This is a genomic window from Streptomyces sp. NPDC002742, assembly GCF_042888885.1.
Taxonomy (GTDB): domain Bacteria; phylum Actinomycetota; class Actinomycetes; order Streptomycetales; family Streptomycetaceae; genus Streptomyces.
This window is the reverse complement of sequence record NZ_JBIAQF010000038.1, coordinates 29,089-41,954: the sequence shown is the minus strand read 5'-3', so window position 1 is coordinate 41,954 and position 12,866 is coordinate 29,089. Positions and strand designations below refer to the sequence as shown.

The window sequence follows — 12,866 nt, the reverse complement described above, 5'->3', positions numbered from 1 at the left end:
CTCTCAATCTTGAGTTCTTGACGCGGAAGGCTGTGGCTCGTGGGTTGGCTGTCAGCGGGTGACGGGTATGAAGTCGCCCTTGTGGAGGGGCGGGTGGCGGCACGTGCCACCTCGGGCCGGTCGGCGGGGCGGCAGTTGAAGTCGCTCCCGCGCGCGCTCAAGGATCACCCTGAGGTGGACCGGCTGCGAAGGTTCGCCGAGTGGCTGGACCGGCATGCCACGGCGTGTGTGGCGCAGGTCGACGCGTGGATGGTGTCGTCGCTGCCCGTGCCCACCGGACTGGTGGCCCGGGTCTGGCCCGACGAGGCCTGGCAGTGCGCGCTGCGCGATCTGGCCGTGGTCGGCGACGACCCGGACGAGGTGGGGTTCCTGCGCGGCGCCACCGAAGCCGGCGAGCTGAGACTGGTGAACCTGGACGGCGAGACCGTCCGGATGGCCCCGCGCACGGTCACTCTGCCCCACCCGGTGCTGCTGCCGGACCTCGACGATCTGCGGGAATTCGCGGCTGAACTGGGCATGGTCCAGCGCGTCGAGCAGATCCACCGGGCGATGTGGCGGCGGCCCGAGGACCTCGACGCCAAGTCGACCGAGGTGCGGGACTTCAGCGGGGGCTCGTTCCGCTCCCGCTTCGCGCTCGCAGCGCGCGCCAGTTCGCTGGGCTACCGCGTCTCGGGTGGTTACGCGACCGCCCGGGTGCGGGACGGCGGACGCACCGTCGAGGCCTCGGTGTGGATCGGGGAGCCGTACTGGGAGGACAAGGTCGAGACCGGCTCCCTCACCTGGCAGGACCAGGACGGCCGCGCGCTGCCGCTGCGCGAGGTGGGGCCGGTCGCCTGGTCGGAGGGGATGCGGATGGCCGCGGCTTTGTACGCCGGCCGCGTCATCGAGGAGGGCAAGAACGCATGAGCGGGGGAACGCGGGTGTCGTCGTACGAGGAACTGCTGGCGGCGGGCGCGGTGCTGCCGCCCGACACGGATGACGCCGGGGAGCGGGGGGTGCCCCTGACGGCGCGGACGTACCGTCACCCGGGCCTGGACGACCGGGTGGTGGTGCGGCTGGTCGCCGGCGAACTGGGGGCGGCGGAGGACCTGGCCGCCGGATTTCTCGGCCTGGAGCAGGACGCCGAGCCCGCCGTGGTCGGGTTCGGGCCGCGCCAGTCCCTGGGCTTTCCGGAGTGGGTGCTGGTGCACCACCCGAAGGACGGTCATCACGCGCTGGGGGTCGTACCGGATCTGGAGCGGGCGGCCCGGCAGGCCAAGTCCCGTCCGAAGGCCGCGCTGGACGCATTCGTGGAGCTCGGCGAGCGGCTGGCGGGCTCGGTGCCGCACTTCCTGCCGACGTTCTACGAGCAGGCCGGGCGCGTGTTCCTCGCGGAGGAGAACGCCACCTACGCGGCCCAGTTGTTCACCCGCGCCCGCAAGGCCGAGGCGGAGCACGGGCTGACGGTCCAGGAGGAGCGGCTGGACGCCGTGTTCCTGGAGTTCGCGCTGGCCGGGGCGCTCCCGGTGAAGGTGCTGTCGGCCTACGCCAGGGAGTTGGCCGCGCGCGTGCCGGCCGAGGAGGCGCTGCGGCGCTTCACCCGTCTGTGCCTGCGCCGGACGGCGGGCGGGCTGCCGCCGTCGGCGCAGACGGCGAACGACCTGCGCAGGCTGGCCCGGGCGGCCGGGCAGGACGCGGACCTCGCCGAACAGGAGTACCTGTCCGAACTCCTCGGTCTGCCGGCGACCTTGCGCGCGCCGGCCGGCTGGTGGAAGGGACACCGTACGGCGCTGGTGGCGCTGGCCGAGCGCGTGCCGCGCGTGCGGGGCACCCTGCTCGATCTGATCCCCGCGGGCCACGACACAGAGATGCCGGTGATGTGGCTCGGGCTGCTGGAGGCCTCCGGCGCCACGGCCGGACTGTGGGATGCCTCCCTGCCCCAGGACCGACGGCCGCACGACGGTACGGCGGGCTGGCTGGAGCGGTTCCTGGCCTACCGGGAGCGGGCCCGCTCGTGGCACGCCGCCACTCGCATGACTGAGCTGTACCCGCTGGTGGAACGGACGGCGGACCGGCTGCGCACCGAACTCGGCGATTCCGGTGGCGCGTTGAAGGTCATATACGACGTGGACCTGATCGACCTGCTGCTGTCCCTGGACATCCCGGTGGCCACCCCGCAGAAGAACAAGGCTCTGCCGCTGACGCAGTGGGCCCCCGGCGAGGGGCACCGTGACCTGGTGTCGCTGGCCGCCGACACCCGCTTCCACGACGCTTTCCGGCGCGGCGCCGACCGGTTCGGCGACGACGCCCACGCACTGCGGGCGATCAGGCTCCTGGCGGCGTCGCCGGGCGGAAGCCCACTGCTCGCGGACTGGGTGCGCACCGTCGTACGGCGGTTCACCGCGGTCGGTCTGCCCCAGCTGCCCGAAGCGCTCTCCCGGCTGAAGTGGCTGCCCGCCGAGGCGCTGGCACTGGCCGAGGACGAGGTGCGGGAGGCCGCCGGAACCGATCTCGCGCCGGTACTGGCGCGCACCCTGCGGGCCGGGCTCTTCGACGAACTCGGCTGGCCCGCCTGGGAGGACGCGGTCGCCTCCCTCGTTCCCAAGGCCGACATCGAGAACGTGATCGTCGCCGACGCCTGGCCCGATCTCATCGTCGCCGGCACCACCCAGGCCCGGGTCATCGGCGCCGAGGGCACCCTCCTCACCCACGACCTGCGGATCCCGGCGAACAGCAGCTGGGGCGACCCCGGCTTCCACCATGTGGACGGAGAGCTCCTCGTCTACTGGAACGACCGCACCGACGGCCTGCGCGGCTACTGGCACACCCGCGCCGACCGCCCCCAGACCATGGAAGGCGCCCGGAAGACCCGGGGTACCAAGATGGACTGGTACCGGGGCGACATGCCGATCACGCTGCCCCTGCCGGGCGGCGGCCGGACCACCGGCGGCGGTGTCCTGCATGCCGGGGACACCACCGTGCCCCAGGAGCGGCACCTGCTGTGCGACGGCGTCTCGTACTGGGTGTGGCACGCGGAAGGCGAGGACCATCAGGCGCACGGCTGGTACGAGTTCGACCCGGCGACGGGCGAGCGGGGCCGCATGAGCCGACCCGCCTTCCTCGCGGACGCGCTGCGTGACACCCCCGAGGGCAGCAGTTTGGAGGACGGCCGGCTGCGCCCCTCGCCGACCACCGGCGTCACGCCGGCCTCCGAGCCCGCGGACGGGCGGGTCGGTCTGCGCGTGGTGCGGCTGCCCGACGGCTCCATGCGCGCCCAGGATCTGTCCGGACACACCGTCACCGTGCCCGCGGACGCGGGCCGTCCCGCCACGCTCGTCGTCTTCCCCGGAGCCGCCGAGGCGCGGGCCGTCGTCCACAACAGCTGGCAGCTCGCCATCGTGGACACCGACGGTGTCACCACCTCGGTGGCCAAGACCGACCGTGCGCCCGGTGCCTTCGGCGCGGGTTCACTGCTCCTGCCGCCGGTGCAGTACTGGGAGTGCCTGACAGCCCGCGACCCGGAGGGCTCCGCGGCGCTGCGGCACATCGACCGGGACACGGCGGCGGCCCTGCTGGCCGGCGCGGCCCACGAGAACAAGGAAGCGCTGCCCGACACGATCCGTTCCCTCCTTCCGGTCACCCACACCGCACTGATCGCGGGCATCGCCGGGGTCGTGCGCCACGCGGCCGACCAGCAGGCCGTCCTGGACGCGGCGGCCGACCGGCTCACCCGCGCTCTCGACGGCGGCGCCCAGGACGAGGGTCCGGCCGGGCCGCCGGACGCCGTTCTCCTCGACGCGATGAACGGTCTCGGCGGATCCACCCGCTCCTGGTGGAACCGTGACACGGAGACCGACACCGTGTTCCGGGCCCTGCGCGAGCTGAAGCGGGCGGCCCGGCTCCCCGGCGACGCCGGGATGGAAGGACCGGCCGCGCGTCTCCACGCCGACGGACGCCGGTTCCCCGTCGGCCAGCCCGGCCTGGCGACGCTGCTCGACCGCGTGACCGCCCTCGCCTTCCGGACGGCGGCCTGCACCACCCCCGACGATCACCGGAAGGCCCTGCACTCGCTGCTCGCCCAGTTCGACGCCCTGGGCCTGGTGCCGACCACCGAGCCCTCGCGCTGGCGCAAGGTGGACCTGCTCCTGGATGACGGTCCACTGCGTACCCCGTCGGGTGAGTGGCGTGAGGGTGCGTGGAACGGACTGCTGCCCCTGGGCGGGGGTTCCTTCATCGCCGTGGTGGGGCGCGTCTCGGAAGGTGACGACGGCTGCGTGTTCAGCGGGTACTTCCACGATCCGACCGGGCGTTTCGAGGCCCCGGAACCCTACACACTCCGGGCGTCGGCCCCACTGGGCGAGGACGGGCACGAGGGCCGCGTAGGCGCGTTGCTCACGGAGCTGGCGGCACGCGGACCGGCGCCCTGGTTCCCGCGGGCCGCCGAGGAGTTCGCGCGCCGGACGGGCGTCACCGAGACCATGGCCCGGCTGATCGTGGCCGGTCTGCCGCAGGTCGAGGTCTACGAGCGCACGTTCCTGACTCCGCAGGCACGCGATGCCATCGGGGTGAAGGCCGCTCCGGCGGCGGTCGCCAAGGACGAGCTGCGCCATGTCGATCCGTCGATCCGTGCCGAGGTCGTCGCCGCGCTGCTGCCGGCCGAACCCGCCCGGCTGTGGACCGAGGGACCGGACTGGGCCGCCGCGGCCGAGGTCTGGAACAGCAGGATGGGCCGGCGGGCTGCCGTACCCGAGGAGTTGCTCAGCGACGCGGTACGCGCGTTCAAGCACGGTCAGTGGACCGCCGGCCAGGCGCTGCCCGCACTGCTGAACCCGGCCGGTGAGCCCCGGCTCACCCGGGACCTGGAGTGGGCGGTCGAAAGCGACCGGGTCAAGCCCGTCGACAAGGAGGCTGCCGGATTCGACGGAGCGACGCTCGTCGGCGCCATCGGCCTCGCCGCCTGGCTCGCCCACCGTCTGCCCGCCGGCGACGCGATCCGCGCCTCGCTGCCGGACGCGCTCGGCGCGGTGCGTGAGCGGCTGGCCCACCCCGGACTGATGCTCGACCTCGGGCAGTACGTCAGTCTGCCCGGCTTCCGGAAGACCGCGGGCGCGCCCACCGAGGTCGGCAGGGGCTTCGAGCGGTACGGCGCCGTCGTCCTCGCCACCCACGACGACCAGCCGTCCCCCGCCATCCGGGTCGCCCTGCTCGACGAGGCGGGCCAGGACCCGTACCTGCCCGCCTTGCGCGCCGACGGCGGGCGCCCCTACCAGGTCGAAATGGCCCTGCTCCTGGCCCGCTCCTCCCGCTTCGCGGCCCTGCTCGCCGATCCGGGCGACCCGCAGGCGGGCGAGCGGGGCGAGGACGGCACCTGGTGGCCGCAGGACCCGGGCCGCTCGGTGCCGGATCTGGTGACCGAGGCCGCCAAGGAGTACGGCCTCGGCGAGGACGCCGCCACGCTCTACCTGATGCTGCTCGCCATGCCCGACCCGACCGACCGGATGACGGCCCGGTGGACGGGCTGGAAGCCCGCTCGTCTCAAGGCGGCCCGAGCCGAACTGTCCGCCACCGACCTGGTGGTGGAGGCCACCCGCGCCAGGGCCGGACGTTCGCTCTTCCTGCCCGGTGGCTGGGTGGACCCCAAGGCTCCGCGCGTTCCGCTGGAGCACTGGAAACGGCCGCTGTTCGAGGGCCTGCTGAGCGGCGACGACGCGCTGCTGGGCGTGATCGTGCCGGCCGAGCCGGCCGCGGACCTGTACCGCAGGGCCTGGCGACTGGTCCAGGAGGGCGGCGGGCCCCGGTTCGAGGAGCTCAAGGTGCGGCGGGGACGCCGCCGCTGACGTACCTCCGGGGCGCCTCCACCGGCCTGCCTCCCGGGCGCCGGCCCCGACCGGCCGGCGCCCCCGGCGCCCCTGCCACGACCACAGACCGACCCACCGGACAAGGACGAACGCATGCCCCCGACCGACACGGCGACGGCCCTTCCGGCCCGGCAGACCCTGCCCGCCGAAGAGCGCCACGCCACCGAACTCGCCTTCCTCGCCGCCCATGACACGGGCCCCCGCCCGCCCGGCTGGCGACTGACACCCCGCTCCGCGATCACCTTCGTCTGCGGCAGCGGTGGCGAGGCGCTCAAGCTCGCCGAGCGGCACACGGCACTGCCGGACCGTCTGGTGATCGCCCCCAAGTTCGTCGGTGAACGCGCCCTGGTGGAACGGTGCGTGGTCACCCTCGCCGGAGAGCGCGGTCTCCTGCTGGTCGGCGAGCCGGGCACAGCCAAGTCGATGCTCTCCGAGCTGCTGTCCGCCGCCGTCTGCGGCACCAGCGCGCTGACCGTGCAGGGCACCGCGGGCACCACCGAGGACGCCATGCGCTACGGGTGGAACTACGCCCTGCTGCTCGCGCAGGGCCCCACGCCGCAGGCCCTGGTCGACTCCCCGGTGCTGGCCGCCATGCGCGCCGGCCGGGTGGCCCGCGTGGAGGAGATCACCCGCTGTCTGCCCGAAGTGCAGGATGCCCTGGTGTCGATCCTGTCCGACCGGCGGATGAGCGTGCCCGAACTGGCCGGCACGGACGACTCCCAGGTCTCGGCCGCTCCCGGATTCACCGTCATCGCCACCGCCAACCTGCGCGACCGCGGTGTCTCGGAGATGTCGGCCGCACTCAAGCGCCGCTTCAACTTCGAGACCGTGCACCCGATCGCCGACGTCGACGCCGAGACCGAGCTCGTACGGCGGCAGGCCGTAGCGGCCGTCGAGCGGGCGGGCGCCGTCTTCGGCGTCGACGACGCGGTGCTCGATGTGCTGGTCACCGTCTTCCGTGACCTGCGCGCCGGGCGGTCCGCGGAGGGCTGGGACGTGGAGCGGCCCGGCACGGTGATGTCGACGGCCGAAGCCGTGCAGGTCGCCGTCTCCCTCGGGGTGGCCGCCGCCTATCTTCCCGGGGCCGACTCCCTCGATCTGGTACCCGGTCACCTGCTGGGCGTGGTCCGCAAGGACGACCCGGCCGACCACGCGCGTCTGCTCGGCTACTGGGACGGTCCGGTGCGCCGCCGCGCCGAGGACGGCTCCGGTCTGTGGCGCCGACTCTGGGACCTGCGGGAGAACCTCCGGTGACGCACACCCAGGATCCACGGGCGGCCGTCACCGCCCTCGCCGAGTCCGTGGCACCGTACGTTCTGGGTGTACGTCACCACAGCCCGGCACTGGCCGCGGCGCTGCCCGCCCTGCTCGACACGTACGGGGCGGAGGTCGTGTGTGTGGAGCTGCCCGCCGACTTCCAGCCGTGGCTGACCCATCTGGCCGCGCCGGGCACCGTCGCACCGGTCGCGCTCGCCGGGGCCGGTGAGAACGGGCGGCTCGGCTTCTATCCGTTCGCCGACTTCTCCCCCGAGCTGGCCGCCGTGCGCTGGGCACGCGAGCGGGGCGCGGAAGTCGTGTGCTGCGATCTGCCCATGTCCGATCCGCGGTGGAAAGCGGACGGTCCCGTCCCCTCGGGTGACACCCGGACCGCGGTCGCCGAGGTGGCCTCGGCCGCTCCCGTCTCCTTCGGGAACGCGCTCGCCGCAGCCGGGACCGGCCGTGACGGGGACGATCTGTGGGACCGCTGTGTGGAGGTCCTCGCCCCGGGATCCGCCCCCGAGGCGATCCGCCGCGCCGCCCTCGGCGTCGGCTGGGCGCTGCGCAGCGACGCCGAGACCGCGGGCGGAGTACCGGCGGTGGACCTGGCCCGTGAGGCCCACATGCGCGGGACGATCGCCCGCGCCACGGGTGACGGGCGGCGGGTCGCGGCCGTCGTCGGCGCGTTCCACGCCCCGGCGCTGACGGTGGCCGCCCTGCCGCCCGCCACGGCTCCCCTCCCGGTCCGGGGACCGGGACCGGATGGCGCCGATACGGTTTCGCGGGCGGCCGGTCACAGCGCCGTCGAGGAGCACCCGGTCGTCGTCACCTCCCTCGTCCCCTACGCCTTCGATCTGCTGGACTCCCGTTCCGGCTACCCGGCCGGCATCCGGGACCCGCGCTGGCAGCAGGCGGTGTTCACGGCCGGCGGCGATCCCGAGCGGGTGCAGGGCGCGGCCGCGCGAGCGGTCACCGACGTGTGCCGCGAACTCCGCGCGGCCGGGCACACCGCCGGAACGGGCGAGGCCGCCGAGACACTGCGGATGGCGGGCGATCTCGCCCGGGTGCGCGGACTCGCGGCGCCGGGTCGGGGCGAGGTCGTCGAAGCGCTGACGAGCGTGATGGGCCAGGGCGAACCGCTCGGCCGCGGCCGAGCCCTCGCGCGGGCCCTCGAAGTGGTCCTGGTCGGCACCGACCGGGGCCGGATCGCGCCGGGCACCCCGCGCTCCGGTCTGGGCCCGTGTGTGGAGGCGGAGGTCGCCGCACTGCGGCTGCCCGGCCCGGACGACCCCGTGTCGCGCGAGGTACGGCTCGACCCGCTCCGCTCCGCTCTGGACGGGCGCCGCGAAGTCCTGCTCCAGCGCCTCGCCGTGTGCGGCGCGGGCTACGGCGAGGCCGTGGCGGTGGCCGGCACGGGCGACGCGGCCGCCCTGACCACCCGGTGGCGGGTGTCGTGGACGCCGGCCGTCCCCGTACGGCTGGACCTGGCCGGGATACGGGGCGTGACCGCGGCCCTGGCCGCCGAGGGCACCCTGCGGGAGACCTTCCGCAGGGAGTCGGCGGACGGCGGGCCCACTTGCGCCCTTGTCCTCGCGGCGCTCGGTGCGGCCGCCCGCTGCGATCTGCCCGCGCTGGTGTCCGAGCGGCTCACCGATGCCGCCACCCTGCTCCCCGCCACGGCCACACTGCCCGAACTCCTCACCGCACTGGACCTGTTGGAGGCACTGTGCCGCGGCCATCTGCCCGGCACCACCCCGGCCGGCCGACAGGCCGCCGCCGAACTGGCCACCGACCTTCTGGAGTCGGCGGTCCGCGCCCTGCCCGGGTTGGCGGGCAGTGACCGGCCGGAGGACGCGGCCGCGCTCGTCGAGCTGGCCTCACGAGCCGGTGAACACCGCCTCGGACTGCGGATGGACGACGCCCTCGGCACGCTCGCTCGCACGGCCTCCCCGATGGTCCAGGGCGCGGCGCTGGCTGCACGTGTCCTGCTCGACCTCGACGACGCCGCCACGCTCGGGGCCCGGGCGGCGGGCTGGATCGACACGGCCACCGGACCGGAGGCGCGGCATGCGCTGGGCCGTCGGCTCGGCGGCCTTCTCAGCGGTGCGGCCGCGCTCCTCCAGTCGACGCCCACGGCGCTGGACCCACTCCTCGACCGCGTCGACAGGCTCACCGACCAGGACTTCCTCGACCGGCTGCCCGCCCTGCGCGGAGGCTTCGACACGCTCACCCCGGCAGGCCGCCACCGTCTCCTGCACACCGTGACCGAGCGCCTCGGCGACCGCCTCGACCTGTCGCTCAGCGCCTCGCCACGACTCCTCGCCCTGTGGACGGCCGCGGACGCGGCAGGCCGCGCGGCCCTCCGCGAGCTGCGTCTGCCGACCGGGACGAACGCTGCGCCGCCCGCGGATTCCCCGCTCCCCACAGTCCCGGACGATCCCGAGCGCCCCGCATCCGCGCTCTCCGCCGTACAGCGCTCCGCGCGGACGCCCGCCTCCACGACCCCGTCCGCCCCGTCCGCACCTCTCCAGATCACTCCCACCGACCGCTGGCGGCTGCTTCTCGGCCGGGAGAGCGACAGACTCCCGCAGGGCGCCCGCCGATACGCGCACGCGCTCGACGAGCTGTACGGCACCGGCCGCGGTGAGGGCTCCTCGGACCTCGGCCGGGAAGGCGGCGCCCAGGGGCAGGGCGGCGGCCGGGACGCGTCCTTCCCGACGGCCCGCGAATGGGCCGAGGAACTGGAGGCGCTGTTCGGCGCGGAAGGGCGTGAGGAGGTGCTGGCACGCGCCGCGGACCAGGGACGCTACGACGTACTGGCCGAGCTCGACCCCGCAGCCGTCCGCCCCTCGGTCGACCTGCTCACCTCCGTCCTGTCCCTGGCCGGTGGAATGCCCGAACAGCGACTGGCCGGACTGCGCCCCCTCGTACGCCGTCTGGTGGACGAACTCGCCAAGGAACTCGACACCCGGATGCGCCCGGCCCTCACCGGGCTCGCGACACCACGCCCCACCAGGCGGCCCGGGGGCCGGCTCGACCTGCCGCGCACCCTGCGGGCCAACCTCGCCCACACACGCCGGACGGTCGACGGACGGACCCTGGTCGTACCGGAGCGGCCGGTGTTCAGCACCCGCTCACGCAAGGAGGCGGACTGGCGCCTGATCCTCGTGGTCGATGTGTCCGGTTCGATGGAGGCCTCCGTCATCTGGTCGGCTCTGACCGCGGCGGTCCTGGGCGGCGTCCCCACCCTGTCCACGCACTTCCTCGCGTTCTCGACGGACGTGATCGACCTGACGGACCGGGTCGCGGACCCGCTCTCGCTGCTCCTGGAGGTGCGGGTCGGCGGCGGCACCCATATCGCGGCCGGGCTGGCCCACGCGCGTTCCCTGGTCACCGTGCCCAGCCGGACCCTCGTGGCGGTGGTGAGCGACTTCGAGGAGGGCTACCCGCTGGGCGGGCTCCTCGGCGAGGTACGGGCCCTGGCCGGCTCCGGGGTGCACCTGATGGGATGCGCCGCCCTGGACGACACGGGCACCCCGCGCTATTCGGTGCCCGTCGCCCAGCAACTCGTCGCGGCCGGCATGCCCGTCGCCGCGCTCAGTCCCCTCGCCCTCGCCCGCTGGGTGGGCGACCGTCTCCGCGGAGAGACCCGTTGACATCGTCACCGATGAACGCCGAACTGCCCCCTGCGGTACCCGATGTGGTCGCCGCCGCCGTGCAGGGCCTGACCACCAGGCTGCGCAAGAAGCTGGACGCCGCGATCGAGTCGTACGCGACCGTTCCGGTCGTCACCGACGGCGCCGTCCGGCGCGTGCGGTGCGGTGAGGACGCGGAGGTCACGCTCAGGCCCGGTCCCTCGGGCACCGTCACCGAAGCGGACCAGGTGGTGTGCAGTTGCCTGCTCGCTCCCCGGTGCCTGCACCGGGCCGCCGTCCTTGGCGCCTGTCCACTGGGCGACGCGGACAGCGAAGCGGGCTCCTCCACCGACGGCGACGGCGACGGGGCGCAACAGGAGGGCACCGAGGCCGCGGCAGGCACGGCCCGCAGCGCTCCCGCCACGACCCGGACCACCGTCCCGCTCGCCGCCGGGACCCCCGCGGAGCCCGGGGGGACAGTCCCCCTCACCGATGCCCAGCTGGCCGCGGCGTCCGGACTGTGGACGGCTGCAGCGGCCGTTCTCGCCGCCGGAGTGCCCGCCGCGGGCGCGGTCCCCCAGGCCGAGTTGCTGCGAGCCGCGCACACGGCCCGCCTGGCAGGGCTGCACCGCGCCGAGGCGGCCGCGCTCCGAGTCGTACGTACGCTGCGTGGCGCGCGTGCCCGTCACGACGGCCACCGGCTGGCCGACCTCATCGCGAACGTGCGGGAACTGCTGCTCACCACCGCCCTGTTGGCCGCGGCCGACCCGGATCCGGCTCTGATCGGCACCGCCCGCCGTAGTTACCGGCCGGGCGGCAGCCTGCGGGTTCACGGGGTGTGCCGGGAACCGGTGATCGCCACCACCGGCTACGGCGGTGTCGTCACCCATCTCGTCTCCGACGACGGACGCTGGTTCTCCGTCGCCGACGTCAAGCCCGGCGGCCCGGCCCGTGCCCAGGGAGCGGCCACGGCCCCCGTCGCCCTCGGATCGGGAAGCCTCGATCACGGCCAACTAGCCCGTGGCGGGCTGCTGATCTCCGGCGCGACGGTCTCCTCCGACGGCCGCCTCGGTTCCGGCAAGGGGGTACGGGCGACCCCGCTCACCGGTCGGTCGTGGACATCGGGCCCGCTCGCCGCACTGTTCGCCCGCCCACTGACCGAGGCCGTCGCCGAACGGCTCGCCGTGACACCCGGCGCCGACCCGGAGCGGGCGGAACAGGCGGCGCGCGAGCTGATCGGCTGCGACCTGGTCGTCGTCGGAGCGGTCGGCGAGTATCTGACCGCCCGGGAACTGCCGCCCGGCCGGCCGGACACGGAAGGCATCCACATCCGGCTGGCCCCGTCCAACAGCCACCCCGGCCTCGCCCACACGGCGAACCTCCGCAGGCTCGCGTCCCGGCCGGGGCTGCGGCTCCGCGTGATCGGCCGCCTCGACCCGGACCGCGCCGCCACACTCCGCCCCCTCGCGGTCGCCCCGCTCCCGGACACCGAGGCGACGCTGCGACTGCCCGCGGACTGGCAGGGCCGCGCCGACCTGGGCTATGACCGCCTGGAGGGCGCGCACCTCCCGCCGACGGACGTCCTACCCGCCGCGCCCACCCTGGACGAAGGGGGCAGCGTCCCGGCGGACCCGCTGGCGGAGGCTCCCTTGTGGCGGCTGCGGCGGCTGATCGAGATCGCCGTGTCGGGTGGCCGCAGAGCCGTCGCCCAACCCGCGCGCGACGGCGACCGGACCGGGGACGGGGCCGCCATGCGACGCGGCGGCTTCCACACGGCCGCGGCCTTGTCGGCCGACCTCACGGCGGAGGCCGACCGACGCACCCGCGACGTCTTCGGCCGCACCGGTGACGCCGACCCGGACGGTTACGCACGGGCGTGGCTCGCCGCGGCCGTCTATCTGACGGGCGTCGAACGCGCGTTGATACGGGCCACCTGGCAGCCGGGGACGGCGAGTTACTGATCACCCGGCCCATGGCTCCTGATGGCGGACCCGGCTTGGGGCCGTCGGCGCCGGAGGCGGCAACACTGCGCCGGTGGGGACCACGCCGGGGCGCGTGCCGACGGACTGCGGCGGACGGTTGTGCGGTGGCGCCGTGAAAAGCCGGTCATCCACTGGGCCGACTGTCATGCCCAGGG

The 12,866-nt window shown here is 74.7% G+C and carries 5 protein-coding genes; all 5 read left to right on the top strand.

Going from position 1 to position 12,866, the window contains the following annotated elements:
• Window positions 1-39 precede the first annotated feature (39 nt).
• The 5 genes from ACFYW8_RS40115 (at window position 40) to ACFYW8_RS40095 (ending at window position 12,690) form a co-directional block, all read left to right on the top strand.
• Window positions 40-906, top strand: a complete 867-nt coding sequence (locus tag ACFYW8_RS40115) for a DUF4132 domain-containing protein (protein WP_365878626.1) — start codon at window positions 40-42, stop codon at window positions 904-906.
• Window positions 903-5,816: a DNA-binding protein gene (locus tag ACFYW8_RS40110; protein WP_389090783.1), complete on the top strand. Its 4,914-nt coding sequence runs from the start codon at window positions 903-905 to the stop codon at window positions 5,814-5,816. The genes ACFYW8_RS40115 and ACFYW8_RS40110 overlap by 4 nt, the downstream gene beginning before the upstream one ends.
• Before the next feature lie 114 nt (window positions 5,817-5,930).
• A complete protein-coding gene (locus tag ACFYW8_RS40105; protein WP_389090779.1) occupies window positions 5,931-7,091 on the top strand; it encodes an AAA family ATPase in 1,161 nt (386 codons plus the stop codon).
• Entirely contained in the window at window positions 7,088-10,750 is a 3,663-nt protein-coding gene (locus ACFYW8_RS40100; RefSeq protein WP_389090774.1) for a DUF5682 family protein, read from the top strand. Before ACFYW8_RS40105 ends, ACFYW8_RS40100 begins: the two co-directional genes overlap by 4 nt.
• An 11-nt stretch (window positions 10,751-10,761) precedes the next feature.
• Window positions 10,762-12,690 (top strand): hypothetical protein, encoded by a 1,929-nt coding sequence (locus tag ACFYW8_RS40095; RefSeq protein ID WP_389090884.1) that lies wholly within the window; start codon window positions 10,762-10,764, stop codon window positions 12,688-12,690.
• Window positions 12,691-12,866: the final 176 nt, after the last annotated feature.